17 protein-coding genes and 1 tRNA gene are annotated in these 17,619 nt (G+C 70.5%); 13 read left to right on the forward strand and 5 right to left on the reverse strand.

Going from position 1 to position 17,619, the window contains the following annotated elements; all coding sequences use genetic code 11:
* The first annotated feature begins 1 nt into the window (after position 1).
* From KDN32_RS07790 to KDN32_RS07800, 3 genes are all read left to right on the forward strand, one after another.
* The gene (locus tag KDN32_RS07790) at positions 2-718 is read left to right on the forward strand and encodes an amino acid ABC transporter ATP-binding protein (protein ID WP_283093375.1); all 717 of its coding nucleotides are present in this window, start codon (positions 2-4) and stop codon (positions 716-718) included.
* 127 nt (positions 719-845) lie between these two features.
* A complete protein-coding gene (locus tag KDN32_RS07795) occupies positions 846-2,642 on the forward strand; it encodes an ABC transporter ATP-binding protein (RefSeq protein WP_307853831.1) in 1,797 nt (598 codons plus the stop codon).
* A complete protein-coding gene (locus KDN32_RS07800; RefSeq protein ID WP_211731453.1) occupies positions 2,639-4,450 on the forward strand; it encodes an ABC transporter ATP-binding protein in 1,812 nt (603 codons plus the stop codon). Before KDN32_RS07795 ends, KDN32_RS07800 begins: the two co-directional genes overlap by 4 nt.
* Before the next feature lie 89 nt (positions 4,451-4,539).
* Here the strand turns inward: KDN32_RS07800 and KDN32_RS07805 are convergent, their stop codons facing one another.
* Entirely contained in the window at positions 4,540-4,947 is a 408-nt protein-coding gene (locus KDN32_RS07805) for an SsgA family sporulation/cell division regulator (protein ID WP_211731454.1), read from the reverse strand.
* Positions 4,948-5,130: 183 nt separating this feature from the next.
* Here KDN32_RS07805 and KDN32_RS07810 point away from each other — a divergent pair, with 183 nt between their 5' ends.
* The 7 genes from KDN32_RS07810 (at position 5,131) to KDN32_RS07840 (ending at position 9,548) form a co-directional block, all read left to right on the forward strand.
* Positions 5,131-5,640, forward strand: a complete 510-nt coding sequence (locus KDN32_RS07810) for a PGPGW domain-containing protein (RefSeq protein WP_211731455.1) — start codon at positions 5,131-5,133, stop codon at positions 5,638-5,640.
* 71 nt (positions 5,641-5,711) lie between these two features.
* Positions 5,712-5,783: transfer RNA gene (locus KDN32_RS07815), tRNA-Val, on the forward strand.
* Between the two features lie 215 nt (positions 5,784-5,998).
* Positions 5,999-6,646: an ArsR/SmtB family transcription factor gene (locus tag KDN32_RS07820; RefSeq protein ID WP_307853832.1), complete on the forward strand. Its 648-nt coding sequence runs from the start codon at positions 5,999-6,001 to the stop codon at positions 6,644-6,646.
* Positions 6,643-7,119, forward strand: coding sequence for a hypothetical protein (locus KDN32_RS07825; protein WP_211731457.1), 477 nt, complete (start codon positions 6,643-6,645; stop codon positions 7,117-7,119). Before KDN32_RS07820 ends, KDN32_RS07825 begins: the two co-directional genes overlap by 4 nt.
* Positions 7,103-7,831 carry a DsbA family protein gene (locus KDN32_RS07830; protein ID WP_211731458.1) on the forward strand — a complete coding sequence of 243 codons (729 nt, stop codon included), beginning with the start codon at positions 7,103-7,105 and terminating at the stop codon, positions 7,829-7,831. The genes KDN32_RS07825 and KDN32_RS07830 overlap by 17 nt, the downstream gene beginning before the upstream one ends.
* Entirely contained in the window at positions 7,828-8,700 is an 873-nt protein-coding gene (locus KDN32_RS07835; protein WP_211731459.1) for a cytochrome c biogenesis CcdA family protein, read from the forward strand. The genes KDN32_RS07830 and KDN32_RS07835 overlap by 4 nt, the downstream gene beginning before the upstream one ends.
* A gap of 272 nt (positions 8,701-8,972) precedes the next feature.
* Positions 8,973-9,548 (forward strand): rhodanese-like domain-containing protein, encoded by a 576-nt coding sequence (locus KDN32_RS07840; protein WP_211731460.1) that lies wholly within the window; start codon positions 8,973-8,975, stop codon positions 9,546-9,548.
* 220 nt (positions 9,549-9,768) lie between these two features.
* On the opposite strand, the gene ctaD is transcribed toward KDN32_RS07840, so the two are convergent.
* The 4 genes from ctaD to KDN32_RS07860 form a co-directional block, all read right to left on the reverse strand.
* The gene (gene ctaD / locus KDN32_RS07845; RefSeq protein ID WP_211731461.1) at positions 9,769-11,529 is read right to left on the reverse strand and encodes an aa3-type cytochrome oxidase subunit I; all 1,761 of its coding nucleotides are present in this window, start codon (positions 11,527-11,529) and stop codon (positions 9,769-9,771) included.
* Between the two features lie 62 nt (positions 11,530-11,591).
* The gene (locus KDN32_RS07850) at positions 11,592-12,827 is read right to left on the reverse strand and encodes a TSUP family transporter (RefSeq protein WP_211731462.1); all 1,236 of its coding nucleotides are present in this window, start codon (positions 12,825-12,827) and stop codon (positions 11,592-11,594) included.
* Positions 12,824-13,168 carry a rhodanese-like domain-containing protein gene (locus KDN32_RS07855; RefSeq protein WP_211731463.1) on the reverse strand — a complete coding sequence of 115 codons (345 nt, stop codon included), beginning with the start codon at positions 13,166-13,168 and terminating at the stop codon, positions 12,824-12,826. The genes KDN32_RS07850 and KDN32_RS07855 overlap by 4 nt, the downstream gene beginning before the upstream one ends.
* Positions 13,165-14,058 carry a GntR family transcriptional regulator gene (locus KDN32_RS07860; RefSeq protein ID WP_249216381.1) on the reverse strand — a complete coding sequence of 298 codons (894 nt, stop codon included), beginning with the start codon at positions 14,056-14,058 and terminating at the stop codon, positions 13,165-13,167. Before KDN32_RS07860 ends, KDN32_RS07855 begins: the two co-directional genes overlap by 4 nt.
* Positions 14,059-14,097: 39 nt before the next feature.
* On the opposite strand from KDN32_RS07860, the gene KDN32_RS07865 reads away from it, so the two are divergent.
* From KDN32_RS07865 to KDN32_RS07875, 3 genes are all read left to right on the forward strand, one after another.
* Positions 14,098-15,450 (forward strand): MBL fold metallo-hydrolase, encoded by a 1,353-nt coding sequence (locus KDN32_RS07865; RefSeq protein ID WP_211731464.1) that lies wholly within the window; start codon positions 14,098-14,100, stop codon positions 15,448-15,450.
* Positions 15,451-15,517: 67 nt separating this feature from the next.
* The gene (locus KDN32_RS07870) at positions 15,518-16,720 is read left to right on the forward strand and encodes an NAD(P)/FAD-dependent oxidoreductase (protein ID WP_211731465.1); all 1,203 of its coding nucleotides are present in this window, start codon (positions 15,518-15,520) and stop codon (positions 16,718-16,720) included.
* A gap of 247 nt (positions 16,721-16,967) precedes the next feature.
* Entirely contained in the window at positions 16,968-17,576 is a 609-nt protein-coding gene (locus tag KDN32_RS07875) for an HAD-IA family hydrolase (RefSeq protein WP_211731466.1), read from the forward strand.
* Positions 17,577-17,619 lie beyond the last annotated feature (43 nt).

The following is a 17,619-nucleotide window of genomic DNA, read 5'->3' on the forward strand; positions in this document are numbered from 1 at the left end:
GTTGAGCGGGGTCCGGAAGTCCTTCGGCGACCACGTGGTGCTGCGCGAGGTCGACCTCAGCGTCGAGCCCGGCCAGTGCGTGGTCCTCATCGGCGCCTCGGGCTCCGGCAAGTCGACCCTCCTGCGCTGCATCAACCTCCTCGAGGTCGTCGACGACGGCACCATCACCTTCGAGGGTCGCGACATCACCGACCCGCGCGTCGACGGCGACGAGGTCCGCTCGCGCATGGGGATGGTCTTCCAGGCCTACAACCTCTTCCCGCACCTCGACGTGATCGGCAACGTCACCCTCGCCCTGCGGCTCGTGCACGGCGTCGGGAGCGACGAGGCGCGCAGCCGCGGGCTCGCGATGCTGGAGCGCGTCGGTCTGGCCGAGAAGGCCACCGCCCGCCCGGACGACCTGTCCGGGGGCCAGCAGCAGCGGGTGGCCATCGCCCGTGCCCTGGTCGCCAACCCGCGACTGATGCTGCTCGACGAGGTGACCTCGGCGCTCGACCCCGAGCTCGTCGGGGAGGTGCTCGACCTGCTCACCGAGCTCAAGCGCGAGGGCGTCACGATGGTGCTCAACACCCACGAGATGGGCTTCGCCCGAGACGTCGCCGACCAGGTCTGCTTCCTGCACGACGGCGTCGTCCACGAGCGTGGCACGCCCGAGCAGGTCCTCGGCGACCCCCGGCAGGAGCGCACCCGCGCGTTCCTGTCCCGGATCCGCGCCTGACACCTCGCCCACCCCCCAAGAATTCGCGGGCTGTCGGTGGGTGGGAATAGCCTGAGCCGGCTGGTTGGTTGCGCACGGCAACCGACAGGTCGAGACGGACGAGACGACGAGGGGGCGGGCGACACCGGTGGGCGAGGACGCGGAGCTGAGGGGCACCACCACACTCGACGGCTTCCGCGTTCTGCGGGTCGGCATCCGGCGCGAGCCGTGGGTCTTCACCGTGGCCACGCTCGGTGCCGTGCTCTTCGGGGTGCTCACCGTCGCGGACGCCTGGGTGCTCGGCTGGTCGACCCAGCACGTCCTGATCCCGGCGTTCGACGACGGCGAGATCGGCACCGACCTGCTCGTGTGGGTCGTCGCGCTGTTCCTCGCGGTCGCCATCCTGCGCGCGATCGGGATCGTCGCGCGGCGCCTCGGCGGCGGGATCATGTACTACCGGATGCAGTCCCACACCCGTCGCGGCGTGACCCGGCAGTACCTCGCGCTCCCGATGGAGTGGCACCAGCGCCACCCGACCGGCCAGCTGCTCTCCAACGCCTATTCCGACGTCGAGGCCGCGTGGTCGCCGATCATGCCGCTGCCGATGGCGCTCGGGACGCTCGTGATGATGGTCATCGCCGTCGTCCAGATGTTCCTCGCCGACGTCGTGATGGCCGTCGTCGGGCTGCTCGTCTTCCCCGCAGTGGTGGCCGCCAACCTGCTCTACCAGCGCTACTCGTCGCCGCTGATGACGCGTGCGCAGGGCCTGCGCGCCGAGGTCAGCGAGATCGCCCACGAGTCGTTCGACGGGGCAATGGTGGTCAAGACCCTCGGCCGCGAGGTCGAGGAGACCGACCGGTTCGGCGTGAAGGTCCGCGAGCTGCGCGACGTCAACATCCGCGCCGGCCGGATCCGTGCGGTCTTCGACCCCGCGCTGGCCAGCCTGCCGAGCCTCGGCGTGCTGGTGGTGCTGGCGGTCGGGGTGTCCCGGGTGACCAGCGGTGCCACCCAGCCCGGTGACGTCGTCACCGTGGCCTACCTCCTCACCATCGTCTCGTTCCCGATCCGCGCGATCGGCTGGCTGCTCGGTGAGTTCCCCCGCTCCGTCGTCGGCTACCGCCGGGCCAAGGCCGTCCTCGACGCCCGCGGCTCGATGGCCTGGGGCGACCTCGAGCTCCCCGCGGCCGAGGGCGGTGCGCTGCTCGAGGTCTCGAACCTGCACTACTCCTACGACGAAGCCGCCCCGCTGCTGCGCGGCGTCGACTTCGACGTACGCCCTGGGCGCACCGTCGCGCTCGTCGGCGCCACCGCGTCCGGCAAGAGCACCCTGACCAGCCTGATGACCCGCCTGGTCGACCCCGATGCCGGCGAGATCCGCATCGACGGCATCGACCTCAAGGGCCTGCGCAAGGGCGAGCTCCCGCGCGACGTGGCGCTGGTCCCGCAGACGGCGTTCATGTTCGACGACACCGTGCGCGGCAACGTCACGCTCGGCGCCGACGTCGCCGACCACGAGGTGTGGGCCGCGCTGCGCACCGCCCAGGCCGACGGCTTCGTCGCGGCGCTGCCCGACGGCCTCGACACCCGCCTCGGCGAGCGCGGCACGTCGCTGTCGGGCGGCCAGCGCCAGCGGCTGTCGCTGGCCCGCGCGCTCGTACGACGCCCCCGGTTGCTGATCCTCGACGACGCGACCTCCGCGGTCGACCCCGAGGTCGAGGCGCGCATCCTCGCCTCGCTGCGCGAGGAGCGGGCCGGCGAGCCGGCCTCGCTGGTCGTGGTCGCCTATCGCAAGGCGACGATCTCGCTCGCCGACGAGGTGGTCCACCTCGACGGCGGCCGGATCGTCGGCCGCGGCACCCACGCCGACCTGCTCACCTCCAGCCCGGCCTACGCCCAGCTGGTCAACGCCTACGAGACCGACGCTGCCGAGGGGACCCGCGCATGAGCACCACGACCGCCCCCGGCACCCGGATGGACACCGGCGAGGACATCGGCGCCCTCGCCACCATCCGGCTCGGCATGCAGTACTCGCCCGAGCTCCGCGACGGCCTCGGCGCCACCATGGCGCTCGCGGTGCTGGCCTCCTGCGGCCAGATCGTCGTGCCGATCGCGGTGCAGCAGACCCTCGACAAGGGCCTCGGCGCCCCCGGCGGCCCTCGCCTCGACTACGTCGCGTGGATGGGCGTGGCCGCCGCGCTCGCGATCCTCGTCACCAGCGTGGCGTCCTACCTCATGACCAGCCGGCTGTTCACCACCTCCGAGAACGGCCTGGCCACGCTGCGCACCAAGGCGTTCCGCCACGTCCACGACCTGCCGCTGCTCACCCAGAACACCGAGCGCCGCGGTGCCCTCGTCTCGCGCGTCACCACCGACGTCGACCAGGTCAGCCAGTTCCTCGTCTTCGGCGGCCTGATCTTCGTCGTCAGCATCGGCCAGATGCTGGTCGCGACGGTGCTGATGGTCGTCTACAGCTGGCAGCTCGCGCTCGTGGTGTGGCTGTGCTTCGCGCCGCTCTTCCTCTCGATCCGCTGGTTCCAGAAGAAGCTGTCGGCCGCCTACACCGTGGTCCGCCACCAGGTCGGCGTGCTGCTCGGTGCGATCTCCGAGCCGGTGGTCGGCGCCGCCGTGGTCCGCTCCTACGGCGTCGAGGACCGCACCCAGGCGCGCATCGACACCGCGATCCAGGACTGGCAGGACGCCTACACCCACGCCCAGACCTACACCGTCACCTCGTTCTCGCTCGGCGGCATCTCGGCCGGGCTCGCCAACGCCGGCGTCATCGTGATCGGCATCCTGCTCGGCTTCGCCGGCGACATGACCCCCGGCAAGGTCCTCGCCTTCGCCTTCCTCGTCTCGCTCTTCGTAGGGCCGGTCCAGATGGGCACCCAGATCCTCACCGACGCCCAGAACGCGATCGCGAGCTGGCGGCGGGTGATCGGCATCCTGGAGACCCCGGCCGACCTCGTCGACCCCGGCCCGGAGGGCGAGCAGCTGCCGCGCGGTCCGATCGACGTGCGCTTCGCCGACGTCACCTTCAGCTACCCCGGCGGCCCGCCGGTGCTGCGCGACGTCGACCTCGCCATCGCCGCCGGCACCCGCGTCGCCATCGTCGGCGAGACCGGCTCGGGCAAGTCCACCTTCGCCAAGCTGCTCACCCGCCTGATGGACCCCTCCGAGGGCACGGTGCTCCTCGACGGCGTCGACGTGCGTCGCATCGACTCCCGGTCGCTGCGCCGCAGCGTGGTGCTGGTGCCGCAGGAGGGCTTCCTCTTCGACGACTCGATCGCCGCCAACGTGCGTTACGGCCGCCTCGGTGCCACGGAGGAGGAGATCCGCGCCTCGGCCCGTGAGCTCGGCATCGACGAGTGGCTGGCCGGTCTGCCGCGCGGCCTGGCCACCGGCGTCGGCCAGCGCGGCGAGTCGCTCTCCGCGGGGGAGCGCCAGCTCGTGGCACTGCTGCGCGCGCACCTCGCCGATCCCGACCTGCTGGTCCTCGACGAGGCGACCAGCGCGGTCGATCCCGCGCTGGAGATGCAGATCGGGCGGGCGCTCGAGCGGCTGATGCAGTCGCGCACCTCGGTGACGATCGCCCACCGGCTCTCGACCGCGGAGGCGGCCGACGAGGTGGTCGTGGTCGACCAGGGGCGGATCGTCCAGCGCGGGCCGCACGCCGTGCTGGTCGCCGAGGAGGGCGGCGTCTACGCCGGGCTCCACGCGAGCTGGGTCGCCCAGCACTCCCGTCCGGCGTCCTGAGCGGACCTACCTCTCCGGGCGCGGGATCAGGCCCGCGTCAAGACCCGCGTCAAGACCCGGGTCAAGGCCCGGTCAGGGTTCGGGGCAGGTCAGGAGGCGAGGAGCTGGGAGAGCAGCTGGTCGACGTCGCAGTGGGCCGACTCCTGGCCGGGGGCCACGAGGGCGGTCGTGCGCGCCAGGAAGGCGTCGACGTCGACGGCGCGCGCCAGGAGGACCAGGTGCCCGTCGGGCGAGCTGAGCTCGATCCCGACCATCGGCTGGCCGGTGAAGCTCACGTCGGGGGACACGTGGACGTCGCCGTCGCCGGTCGGCGTGTGCGAGCCGCGCATCAGCAGGTCGCGGCCGAAGGTCCACACCAGGTCGCCGTCGCTGGTGACGAAGGTCATCGTGACCGCGAAGGGGTCGGCGCTGCTGTAGCCCAGCACGCTGTCGATCTCGTGCCGGATGCCGCGCTCGTCCACGCACTCGACCGTGAGGTCGACGGCAACGTCGGTCATCGTGTGGCGGCCACCGGACATGTTCATCAAGTCTCCCTGGAGATTCCTTGCTGGTGTGATCATGAGACGGCATGACGGGGTCTTGATGATGCGAAACGGCAAAAAATGATCCGCTGCGGTCCAGACCGGACTACGTGCGTCGCTCGGTGACCGGCTTGGGAGCCCCCGGCTAGGGTTCGTGGCATGACGGGCACGGCCAAGCGCATCGCGCTGGAGACGCTGGGATGGGTCCTCCTGCTGCTCGGTGTCGCGGCGATCTTCCTCCCCGGCCCCGGCCTCCTCGGGATCTTCGCCGGGCTCGCCCTGCTCTCCCAGCAGTACGAGTGGGCCGAGCGCCGCGTCGAGCCGGCGCGCATCCGCGCGCTCCAGGGTGCGGCCGAGGGCGTCGAGACCTGGCCGCGGATCGTCGCGTCGGTGCTCGGTGCGGTCGTGCTCGCGGCCTGCGGCGTGCTCTGGATCATGGACCCGGCCGCGCCCGGCTGGTGGCCCCTGTCGGAGACGTGGTGGCTGCCCGGCGGGCTCTGGACCGGCGTGACCCAGGTCGGCTCGGCGTTCATCGCCGTGGGCCTGATCGTCTACAGCTACCGCCGCTTCCACGGCAAGCCCGAGGCGGTCGAGCAGCTCAAGCGCGACCGCGAGGCGCTCGACGCCGAGAAGGCGGACCGGAAGCAGACGCAGGGCGCCTCGCACTGACGGTGCACCGACCCGGTCGCGGACCCGATTGTCGGTTCGTGGGACGGGTGGGATAACGTTCTGCCGAGCTCGGGCGATTGGCGCAGTGGTAGCGCGCTTCGTTCACACCGAAGAGGTCACTGGTTCGAACCCAGTATCGCCCACCGAGACCAGCACCGCCCCTGACCTGCGAGGACCGCAGGTCAGGGGCGGTTCGCATGTCGGCGGCTCGGCACGCATCGTGGATGTCCGAGCGTCGGCCGACGTCGGGGTGGCCCCGCGCCGGACGCTGCGTGGTGTTGCGTGGTCTGATCGACCGATCTACGTTATTCCAAAGAACTTTGGAGGAACGATGAGCGCGGATGACCGTAGGACGCGGGTGTTCGAGGAGCTTGCGGTCGTGGGCAAGGCCTTCGGCAGTGCCAAGCGGCTCGAGCTCGTCGAGCTGCTGGCCCAGGGGGAGCGGACGGTGGAGGCGCTGGCCCGCGCGGCGGACATGGGCGTCAGCACCGCCTCGGCCCACCTGCAGGTGCTCAAGCTCGCCAACCTCGTGCAGACGCGTCGGGAGGGGACGAAGGTCCACTACCGCCTCGCCGGGGACGATGTCGCCCACCTCTACGCCGCGATGCGCACCGTGGCCCGGGAGCGATCCGCGGACGTGAGTCATGCCCTCGACGCGTACCTGAACCTTCCGGGCACGGAGGAGGTCGGCGTCGTCACCCGGTCCGAGCTCGAGCCGCTGCTCGCCTCGGGCGAGATCACGCTCCTCGACGTCCGCCCGCCGGAAGAGTTCAGTGCCGGCCACATCCCAGGTGCACGCAGCGCACCGCTGGGGGCGCTCGCCGGCGACGCCGACGCGCTGCGGGCCGCGCGGCCGATCGTGGCGTACTGCCGTGGAAGCTTCTGCGTGATGGCGCACGACGCCGTGCGTCTGCTGGGCGCCGCCGGGATCGAGGCGCGCCGACTCGAGGACGGCATGCTGGAGTGGCGGACCGCTGGCCTCCCCGTCGCGGTCGGTGCGTCGTGAGTGCGGCGACGGTCTTGCTGGCCTGGCCGGTGCGGCGCTGGCTGGTCGCGCTGGCTGCCACCGTGGCGTTCGTGCTGATCGTGGCTGTGCCGACCGACCTGATCGACACGCCGGTCTTCGGGCGGGAGATACCGCCGACCTGGTGGGCGTGGCCGTCGCTCCTGGTGTCCTCGGCCCTGGGCGGCATGCTCACTGCCACCTACGTCCGGGCGCCGTCGCAGCCCGATCGCTCGTCGAGTAGACGCGGTGGCTGGATCGGCGGCCTGCTGACCTACTTCGCGGTCGGATGCCCGGTGTGCAACAAGCTCGTGCTCGTCGCCCTCGGAAGCGCAGGAGCCATCACCTGGTTCGAGCCGGTGCAACCCGTCCTGCAGGGCGTCGCCGTCCTGATCCTGCTCTGGGCGCTGCGCAGCCGGCTGCTCGGAGAGCTGTCCTGCCCTACCCCCGTGTCTGGAGATGTCGCCCGTGCCTGAGGTCCGCAAGAGTCCCGTCCTTCCGCTCGTCGTGGCGGCGTTGGCGGCGATCGCGCTGCTGGTCGTGGTCGTGCGGGGGAGCGGCAGTGAGGGGGACGACGCGGCTGCTGTCCTGAACGCGCCGGCGACCGAGTCCGCGGCCCCCGACGAGGCCGCCGAGCAGCTGGCACGACGCAATCCCGACGACCCGATGGCTCTCGGCGACGTCGACGCGCCCGTCGTGATGGTCGCCTACTCGGAGTTCCAGTGCCCGTTCTGCGGCAAGTTCGCCCGCGACACCGAGCCCCGACTGGTGGAGAAGTACGTCGACAGTGGCGTCCTGCGCATCGAGTGGCGCGACTTCCCCTACCTCGGCACGGAGTCGTGGGTGGCCGCGCGCGGTGGTCGCGCCGCGGCCGCCCAGGACCGCTTCTGGGAGTTCGAGGAGGCCATGTACGCCGATCAGCTCCCCCCCAACAGCGGTGATCTCGACGCGGACTACCTCACCTCGATCGCCGAGGACATCGGCCTCGACGTGGCGGAGTTCCGTGAACATCTCGCCGACGTCTCCGCCGGTGAGGCGCTGGTGAAGGAGGACTTCGCCGAGGGTCAGGCGATCGGAGTGACCGGCACCCCGGCCTTCGTGATCAACGGAGTGCCCGTGATCGGCGCACAGCCGATCGAGGTCTTCGAGCAGACGATCGAGCAGGCCGCCGAGGACGCCGGGTCGTGAGCGGGGTCGGCGTGCTGGCGGCGTTCGCCGCCGGGATCCTGGCGCTGCTCTCCCCGTGCAGTGCGCTGCTGCTGCCGTCGTTCTTCGCCTATGCCTTCGCCAGCCCTCGAGCGCTGATCGCCCGCACGTCGGTGTTCTACCTCGGGCTGCTGCTCACACTGGTACCGCTGGGCACAGGGGCGGGCGCGGCCTCGTCCCTCTTCTACGGCCACCGAGCGCTGCTGGTCGCGATCGCAGGCTGGACGATCATCGGGCTCGGAGTGGTGCAGCTGCTGGGCCGAGGCTTCGCGGTGCCCGGCGCCCCGCGGCTGCAGGCGTGGGTGGCCTCGCGCGGGGGGGACGGGTGGCTCTCGACGCTGCTGCTCGGTGCGGTGTACGGCCTCGCCGGATTCTGCTCCGGGCCGGTGCTCGGCGCCATCCTGACCGTGGCCGCGACGCAAGAGAGCCCGTGGCACGGAGGGGCGCTGCTGGCCGTCTATGCCCTCGGCATGGCAGCGCCGCTCCTCGCCCTCGCCTTCTTCTGGGACAGGTTCGAGCTCGGTGGGCGGCGCTGGCTGCGCGGCCGGACGCTGTCCCTGGGGCGCCTGCGGGTGCACACCACCTCGCTGGTCGCAGGGTGCCTCTTCATCGCGGTGGGTGCGGTGTTCCTGCGCTACGACGGCACCGCGGGCCTCACCGGCTCACTCGGGTGGGGGGACCTGACGGACGTGGAGTACGACGCCCAGCGCGCCGTGACCGAGTGGGCAGCGCACGTGCCGGCCTGGGTGATCCCGCTGGCAGTGACGCTCGTTGCCCTCCTCGTCGCCTGGCGCCGGCGGGGGAGCACCACCGACCCGGCGGCCGAGGGCGAACAAGTCGACGCGCACTGACACTCCTCGGATCCACCGGCGGGCCGGTCGCCGCCCGCGGACGGCACCACGGCGGGGGTCCCGACTTGAATACCGCGTAAAAGTACGTACATTAGGTGGGGAGCGCCGAGCTCGCCCACGAGGGTGGCTCGCTCGCGTCGTGCGACCTCGCCCACCGGCTCCCGAGTCAGCCTGGGTGCGAGCTGCAGTCGTGCGCCGAACCCCATCACGCAGGCGTCGGTCTCGCTGACCGCTCGCTCACCGTGCCCTGTACCACGAAAGGTCCCCCCTCGATGACCCCCACGTCCGCTCGCCCCGTCTCCGTCTCCGAGGCGCAGGCCCTCATGCTCGAGAGCAACACCCTGGTGCTCGACGTCCGGAGCCCGGGCGAGTTCGAGACCGCCCACATCGACGGCGCGGTCAACATCCCGGTCGACCGGCTCGATCCGCACCTGCGCGAGATCGTCCACAACGCAGGAGGGTCGTTGGTCCTGGTGTGTCAGAGCGGCGGCCGGGCGGAGCAGGCTGCGGGCAAGCTGAGCAGCCACGGCAAGGAGGACGTCGTGCTCCTCGACGGCGGCATGAACGCCTGGCAGCAGGCGGGAGCCCCGGTCCGTCGTGGTGACACGCAGCGCTGGGCGCTCGAGCGCCAGGTCCGGTTGGTGGCGGGCACGATCGTCCTCGCCTCGGTCGCGATGAGCGCGTGGTTCCCGCGCACCAAGTGGATCGGAGCCGGGGTCGGCGGCGGTCTGGTGTTCGCCGCAGCCAGCAACTCCTGTGTGATGGGCACCGTGCTGGGCAAGCTGCCCTACAACCAGGGGCCGGCGTGCGACATCGACGAGGCTCTCACCCGCCTCAGCGTGCGATGAACGGGTGAGTCGGCCCGGTGTGACAGCGAGCCGACGATCGGTCGTCAGTGCCTCCCGACGACGCTGAGCATCAGCACCGCGGCGAAGACGAGCGCCACCAGGGGGACGACGTACACGGCCCGGGGGACGTGAGGGACGATGCGTATCTCTCGCAGCGGCCGTGCGGGTCGTCCCAGCCTGCTGAGCCTTCGTCTGGCCAGCACCTCGGAGGGGGCGGGCTTCACCTGTCAGGTCCGTCCGTGCCGTCTCCCTCGACGCGCTCGCGGAGCATCTCCTCACGACCGTGCACGTCGGGCGCGTCGGCGACGTCGCCGTTGCGCTCGGCCTCGTGCTGCTCGAGCTCGACGAGCGCGACCTCGGGGTGGTGCAGGTCGAAGGCCGGCGACTCCGAGCGGATGCGAGGCAGGGTGTGGAAGTTGTGGCGCGGCGGCGGGCAGCTGGTCGCCCACTCCAGCGAGCGGCCCCAGCCCCACGGGTCGTCCACCTCGACCTTGGGGCCCTTGGCGGAGACGTAGACGTTGTAGAGGAACGGCAGCATCGAGGCGCCGAGCAGGAACGACCCGACCGTGGAGATCTGGTTGAGCGTGGTGAACCCGTCACCGGGCAGGTAGTCGGCGTAGCGACGGGGCATGCCCTCGACACCGAGCCAGTGCTGCACGAGGAACGTGGTGTGGAAGCCGATGAACAGGATCCAGAAGTGGACCTTGCCGAGACGCTCGTCGAGCATCTTGCCGGTCATCTTCGGCCACCAGAAGTAGAACCCGGCGAACATCGCGAACACGACCGTGCCGAAGACGGTGTAGTGGAAGTGGGCCACCACGAAGTAGGAGTCGGACACGTGGAAGTCCAGCGGCGGGCTGGCCAGGATGACACCGGTCAGGCCGCCGAAGAGGAACGTCGTGAGGAAGCCGATCGACCACAGCATCGGGGTGTCGAAGGACAGCGAGCCGCCCCACATCGTCCCGATCCAGTTGAAGAACTTCACCCCGGTCGGCACCGCGATCAGGAACGTCATGCCGGAGAAGAACGGCAGGTCGACCGCACCGGTGACGAACATGTGGTGCGCCCACACCGCCACCGACAGCATCGCGATGCCCAGCGTCGCGGCCACCAGGCCGACGTAGCCGAAGATCGGCTTGCGGCTGAAGACCGGGAGGATCTCGGAGACGATGCCGAAGAACGGCAGCGCGATGATGTAGACCTCCGGGTGGCCGAAGAACCAGAACAGGTGCTGCCACAGGATCGGCCCGCCGTGCGACGGGTCGAACACGTGCGCCCCGAGGATCCGGTCAGCCTCCAGCGAGAGCAGGGCGCCCGCGAGGATCGGGAACACCATGATCACCAGCAAGCTCGTGATGAGGGTGTTCCACACGAAGATCGGCATCCGGAACATCGTCATGCCCGGCGCCCGCATGCAGATGATGGTGGTGATGAAGTTGACGCCACCCAGGATCGAGCCCAGACCGGCCATCCACAGGCCCATGATCCACAGGTCACCGCCCACACCCGGGCTGCGGACGGCGTCGGAGAGCGGCGTGTAGGCGAACCAGCCGAAGTCGGCCGCGCCCTGCGGGGTCAGGAAGCCAGACCCGGCGATCAGGCCACCGAACAGGAACAGCCAGTAGCTGAACATGTTCAGGCGCGGGAACGCCACGTCGGGCGCACCGATCTGCAGCGGCAAGATCACGTTGCTGAAGCCGAAGAACAGCGGCGTCGCGAACAGCAGCAGCATGATCGTGCCGTGCATCGTGAACAGCTGGTTGTAGAGCTGGTCGTTGACGACCTGCATGCCCGGGTAGGCCAGCTCGGCACGGATCAGCATGGCCATCAACCCGGCGGCCAGGAACCAGCCGAACGAGGTGACCAGGTACATCTTGCCGATCAGCTTGTGGTCGGTGGTGGTGAGAAGACGCACCACCTGCTGGCCGAGGGCGTGCGGCCCGGCCTGCGCAGCGGTGGGCCTGACGTTCGTGGCAGTCATGGCAAACCTCGTTGGATGTGGCGTCAGCGGATCTGGAGAGAAGGAGGCTGAGCTGGGCGGGACTAGCGACCCCCGTCGACCTCGGCCGGAGTCTCAGGGACCGTCGGAAGCCCAGCCTGCGCGAGCGCGTCGTAGCCGCCTCCGTTGCGCAGGTGGTCGAAGCCCAGCTTCGTCATGTGCTCGATGGCTGCTGCTGCACGGCGTCCGGAGGCGCAGTACACGACGTAGGTCGCTGTCGGGTCGAGGTTGCTGAGCTGCGCGTCGAAGTCCGCTGCGGCGATGTCGAGGTTGCGTGCCCCGTCGAGGTGTCCGGCGTCGTACTCGGCGGGAGTGCGAACGTCCAGGGTGACCGCGCCCTCGACGATCGCGCGCCGGACGGCCGCAGGGCTGGCGACAGCGGTGCTCGAGGTCGGGCTGGTGGCCGTGGAGCTGTCACCGAGGAGACCCTCGAGGCTCTGCCACGCCGTGTAGCCCGCGACCAGGACGAGCAACGCGGCAAAGCCGATCTTGAGCCGCCGCGCCGGGAGGCGATCGGCCATCGTCTTGCCGACCAGCGTCGCGACCATGGCGGCGACGGTGAACGGAATGATGACGTCCCAGTCGAAGCGCGCGGTGCCGCCAGCGCGGGCCACCAGCGAGGTCGCGGAGTTGAGAGCGACGATCATCAGGGATGTGCCGACGGCCTGCTGCATCGGCAGGCGCAGCACGAGCACGAGGGCAGGCACGACGACGAACCCGCCGCCGACCCCGAAGAATCCCGTGAGCAGACCGACGGTGAGGGCCACCGCGACGACCGCGGTGGGGGAGTAGCGAGCCGGGGCGACAGGCTCGGCGGTCCGCTCGAGCACCCTCAGCCGTCCGGTTCCCCCGGACGGGTCCTTGACGACGGCCGCCGGGCGCGGGCCCTCGGGCCTGTCGGAGCCCGGGGTGGTCCTGGTGCCGCGTTGGTCACCGATCATGGCGGCTGCTGCGACGAGCATCAGGACCGAGAAACCGAGGAGCAGCAGGTGCTGGTCCACGCGGTGGTTGAGATAGCTGCCGAGCCAGGTGGCTGGCAACCCGACGATGCCGAAGGTGAGGCCCATGGCCCACCGCACCCGGTTGCTGGATAGGTACGACGCCATGCCGACGGCGGCGGTGAGACCGACGATCACGAGACTACTGGTGGTGGCGTCCTGCGCCGGTTGGCCGATGAGGTAGACGAGCGCTGGGACGGTGAGGATGGCGCCGCCGCCGCCGAGGCCCCCCAGGACCGCCCCGATCAGCAGTCCCAGCGCGATGGTCAGGGCCAGCGTCATGCCACGGTCCCGGGACGGCCGTCATCGGTCACGAGCGGGAGGCCTCGCTCGGCCCATGCGGTCATCCCACCCGCGAGGTTGACGACGTCGTGACCCGCGGCGGAGAGGATCACCGCTGCCTTCGACGACCTGTTGCCCGATCGGCAGACGGCGACGATGGTCGTGTCCGGCAGTGCTGCCGGGTCGAGCGCCCCGAGTGGCATGTGCACGGCTTCCCCGGCATGGCCGGCAGTCCATTCGTCCAGCTCGCGCACGTCAAGGAGCAGGGCGCCGTCTGCGACCAGGGCCGCTGCCTGTGGCGGGTCGATGTCGTGCACCGGGGCGCCGTCGCGGGCAGTCATCGGGACCTCCAGGTCACGGGGTGGGAACGGTCGGAGACAGCGATCGAGACGCGGTCGGGTCGGGACAGGTCTGTCAGCAGGCTGAAGCGGTCGCCGCGGACGACGGTCTGGCGCCACTCGACGGGTTGGCCCCGGAGCTCGCCCGTCCGATCGATGGCCAAGGCCGCGCTGCCTTCGGGGATCTCGAGCAGGACCCGCTCGACGGCGGTCGGGAGAACTGCGCGTACCTCCTCGCGCCCGCCGGTCAGGCGGATGCCGCAGAGCCGGTCGAGCTCGGCGTACAGGGAGGTCTCGGTGAGGTCGGCCTCGAGCAGCGGTGCGGCGATCCGGGCAGGCAGCCAGGCACGGTCCATGGCCAGCGGCTCGTCATCGGCGAGGCGAATGCGTTCGAGATAGATGAGCGGCGTGGACTCCTCGAGCCCGAGCCGGACGGCGACGGTGCCGTCGGCTCGCGCATCCAGGGTGCGTACGACGCTGCGTTGGTGGCGACCGGCTTGCTCGACCGACGCGAACAGGCTGTACAGCGTGCCCTGCGGTTGGGCGATCTCCTTGTCCGCGACCCGCGGCGGGCGGCCGCGAGACGCCTCCACGAGACCGGACTCGCGCAGGCGTCGGAGCGCTTCGCGAACTGTGTGGCGACTGACCGCGTACTCCGCGACCAGGGCCATCTCGCCCGGGAAGGACGTGGCGAACTCGCCGAGGCGCAGGCGTCGTTCGATGTCCTCCTGCACCTGTGCCCACAGCGGCATGGGGCTCGCCCGATCCACGGGGACCGAGCGGGACCCGCGCATGCGGTGGTCGTGGTGATGGTCCGTGTGGTCGTCCATGAGGGACTCCTGCCGGATTGACGATGGGTCTTGATCGATGGAGGGATCAACGCGTACGGTCATAAATGTACGTACATCCGTAACAGTCCGCAAGGAGGACGCATGCTCCACGTCGAGGTGCTCGACACCAGTGACCTGGGTGACCGCAGCTACGTGGCTCACGACGGGTCCACCGCGGTCGTGGTCGACCCGCAACGCGACATCGACCGGGTGGAGGCGGTGCTGCTGGAGCGCGGGTTGCGGTGCGTCGCGGTGCTGGAGACCCACATGCACAACGACTACGTCAGCGGTGGTCTCGAGCTGGCGCGTCGTGCGGATGCCGACTACGTGGTCAACGCCGAGGACCCGGTCCACTTCGAGCGGGAGTCCGTGCGCGACGGCGACGTCCTCACGTTCGGGCAGATGAGGGTGACGGTGATCAGCACACCGGGCCACACCGTCACCCACCTCGCCTACTTCGTCGAGGACTCCGAGGGCATCGACCCGGCGGCAGTCTTCACGGGCGGTTCACTGCTGTACGGATCGGTGGGGCGGACCGACCTGGTCGACGTCGAGCGGACCGACGAGCTGACCCGGGCACAGTTCCACTCCGCGCGTCGACTCTCCGAGCTGCCCGACGACGCCCGCGTCTTCCCGACCCACGGGTTCGGCAGCTTCTGCTCCTCCGGCTCGGCCGCGGGCGGCGACTCCTCGACGATCGCCGAGGAACGTCAGCGCAACGACGCCCTCACCGCCGCCGACGAGGACACGTTCGTCGCGACGCTGATCTCGAACCTGACGGCGTACCCGGCCTACTACGCCCACATGGGCGCACGGAACCTCCAGGGGCCGGGGCCGATCGACCTGAGCCTGCCCGAGCTCGTCGACGCGGAGCAGCTGCGCAAGCGCCTCGAGGCCGAGGAGTGGGTCGTCGACCTCCGCACCCGGACCGCCTACGCCGCCGAACACCTCGTGGGCAGCATCGGGATCGAGCTCGGGGACCAGTTCTCCACCTACCTGGGCTGGCTGATCGAGTGGGGCGCGCCGCTGACCCTGGTCGGCGAGAGCGCTGACCAGGTCGCCACGGCCCAGCGTCAGCTCGTCCGGATCGGGATCGATCGTCCCGACGCGGCGGCGATCGGGTCGCCCTCCGACCTGAGCACCGGGCCCGACAGCGTGGGCTCCTATCCCGTCGTCGGCTTCGACGACCTCGTGGCGGCCGACCGCAGTCGCCTCACGGTCCTGGACACCAGGCGCGACGACGAGCGCGCAGCCGGCGCCATCCCGGGCTCGGTCCACATCCCGCTGCACGCGCTGCTCACGCGTCTGGACGAGGTCCCGGCTGGTCCGCTGTGGATCCACTGCGCCAGCGGGTTCCGCGCCTCCATCGCAGCGAGCCTGCTGGCCCGGGCCGGGCGCGACGTGACCCTCATCGACGACCACTTCAGCCGGACCGAGGGTCTCGGACTCAGCTGAAGCACTCGACCGTGGGCATCACGTTCCACGGTCTCGCCGCCACGACACTCAACGAGGAGTACCCACCATGGTCCGCGATCGACACTTCAAGGTCCTTGTCATCGGCGCCGGCAGCGCCGGCATCAGCGTCGCGGCCCGGCTGCGACGCCAGGGCGTCGACGACGTCGGCATCCTCGACCCGTCCGAGACCCACTACTACCAGCCGTTGTGGACGCTCGTCGGGGCCGGCTGCGCGCCGGAGAAGGCAGCGCACCGTCCGATGGCCGGCCTGATCCCGCAGGGCGTCACGTGGGTCCGCGAGGCCGCGACCGACATCGACCCCGACGCCAACACCGTCACCACGACGGAGGGCAGCACGCTGTCCTACGACTACCTCGTCGTGTGTCCCGGGATCCAGCTCGACTGGGACAAGATCCCCGGCATGGCCGAGGCGCTCACCACGGACGCCGTCTCCAGCAACTACCGGTTCGACCTCACCGCCAGGACCTGGTCGAGGATCCAGGCGATGCGGTCCGGCACCGCCGTCTTCACCATGCCAGCCGCGCCGATCAAGTGCGCCGGGGCGCCCCAGAAGATCGCCTACCTGGCCGCCGACTACTGGCGCCAGCAGGGAACGCTCGAGGACATCCGGATCGTGCTCGTCCTCCCCACGCCGGGCATGTTCGGAGTTCCTGTCTTCGCCCAGGAGCTCGAGCGCGTGGTGGAGAAGTACGGCATCGAGGTCCACAAGAACAGCGAGGCCGTCGAGATCGATCCCGCCAACCAGCAGGTGGTCGTGGCCGATCACGCCAACGACACCAAGCAGTCCATCGGCTACGACTTCATGCACGTCGTACCCCCGCAGTCAGCGCCGGACTGGCTCAAGGCCACCCCGCTCTCGGACCCGGACAACGCAGGCGGCTACGTCGGGGTGGACAAGAACACCATGCAGCACACGCGCTACCCGAACGTGTTCTCGCTCGGCGACGCCGGTTCGACCCCGAACTCCAAGACCGGTGCTGCGATCCGGAAGCAGGCGCCCGTCGTCGTAGCCAACCTGGTGGCGGCGATGGCCGGCAAGCCGCTGCCCGCGTCCTACGGCGGCTATGCCTCGTGTCCGCTGACCACCGCACGAGACAAGATGCTCCTCGCCGAGTTCGACTACACCATGGAGCCCGCGCCGAGCATCCCCGTCATCGACACCACCAAGGAGCGCCGCGACATGTGGTACCTCAAGCGGTACGGGTTGCCGGCGCTGTACTGGAACCTCATGCTCAAGGGCCGAGCCTGACCCGGCTCTGAGGTCGATCAGAACGGTACGCGGGAGTCATTGGCCGTGGCGAGCCAGCCCCAGCACGTGCGCCATCCCGGACGCTCGGCGACGACGTCTTGCTCTGGGGACGGTGTCGGCGACACGACATGCGGCGTGAGCGCTGCGGCGTCGGGCATGCCCCCATGACATCTCACCGCTGGGGCGTGCCGTCGGCGATCTCGCGTGGTGGACGAACGTGTCCCCGACCTCGAGGCACGATGGCGTCATGACGATCAAGGCCGTGGTCCTCGACATCGGGAGCGTGCTCGAGGTCATCGACGACGACGTGTTCCCCGGCCCCGCCGAGCAGCGCCTCGGCCTCGCGACCGGCAGCATCGCCGGCGGGCTCGCCGGCCTGCCGGGGGACGCCATGACCGGGCAGGTCACGGAGGCCGCGATCCGCGCGGAGTGGCAGCGGACCCTCGGGCTCACCGACGCCCAGGTCGACGAGCTCGTCGAGGACTACTGGCGGTGGTACGTCGGCACCCTCGACGAGGAGCTGTACGCCTGGTTCGTCGCGCAGCGCCGGCACCGGATGACCGCGATACTCTCCAACTCGGGGCCGGGCGCCCGCGAGCGTGAGCGGCCCTACGGCTTCGAGGACGTCACCGACCTCATCGTCTACAGCCACGAGGTCGGCCTGGCCAAGCCGGACCCGGCGGTCTACGAGCTGACCACCGGGCGCCTCGGCGTCGAGCCCGGCGAGGTGCTGTTCCTCGACGACGTCGCTGTCAACGTCGCGGCCGCGGCGGCGCACGGCTGGCACGCGGTGCTCCACGTCGACACCACCACGTCGATCCGCGAGCTGGACCGGGTGATCCGCGAGCACGCCTGAGCGCTGCGGTAAACCGGGGTGAGCCCCGCCGGGCCCGGCCGAT

The sequence above is a fragment of the Nocardioides palaemonis genome (assembly GCF_018275325.1).
GTDB lineage: Bacteria > Actinomycetota > Actinomycetes > Propionibacteriales > Nocardioidaceae > Nocardioides > Nocardioides palaemonis.

Bases quoted from the DNA above. Each gene is read 5' to 3' on its own strand.
- KDN32_RS07800 (WP_211731453.1), top strand. From the start codon at position 2,639: ATGAGCACCACGACCGCCCCCGGCACCCGGATGGACACCGGCGAGGAC.
- KDN32_RS07805 (WP_211731454.1), bottom strand. From the start codon at position 4,947: ATGACCGACGTTGCCGTCGACCTCACGGTCGAGTGCGTGGACGAGCGC.
- KDN32_RS07810 (WP_211731455.1), top strand. From the start codon at position 5,131: ATGACGGGCACGGCCAAGCGCATCGCGCTGGAGACGCTGGGATGGGTC.
- KDN32_RS07830 (WP_211731458.1), top strand. From the start codon at position 7,103: ATGTCGCCCGTGCCTGAGGTCCGCAAGAGTCCCGTCCTTCCGCTCGTC.
- KDN32_RS07840 (WP_211731460.1), top strand. From the start codon at position 8,973: ATGACCCCCACGTCCGCTCGCCCCGTCTCCGTCTCCGAGGCGCAGGCC.
- ctaD (WP_211731461.1), bottom strand. From the start codon at position 11,529: ATGACTGCCACGAACGTCAGGCCCACCGCTGCGCAGGCCGGGCCGCAC.
- KDN32_RS07850 (WP_211731462.1), bottom strand. From the start codon at position 12,827: ATGACGCTGGCCCTGACCATCGCGCTGGGACTGCTGATCGGGGCGGTC.
- KDN32_RS07855 (WP_211731463.1), bottom strand. From the start codon at position 13,168: ATGACTGCCCGCGACGGCGCCCCGGTGCACGACATCGACCCGCCACAG.
- KDN32_RS07860 (WP_249216381.1), bottom strand. From the start codon at position 14,058: ATGACCGTACGCGTTGATCCCTCCATCGATCAAGACCCATCGTCAATC.
- KDN32_RS07865 (WP_211731464.1), top strand. From the start codon at position 14,098: ATGCTCCACGTCGAGGTGCTCGACACCAGTGACCTGGGTGACCGCAGC.
- KDN32_RS07870 (WP_211731465.1), top strand. From the start codon at position 15,518: ATGGTCCGCGATCGACACTTCAAGGTCCTTGTCATCGGCGCCGGCAGC.
- KDN32_RS07875 (WP_211731466.1), top strand. From the start codon at position 16,968: ATGACGATCAAGGCCGTGGTCCTCGACATCGGGAGCGTGCTCGAGGTC.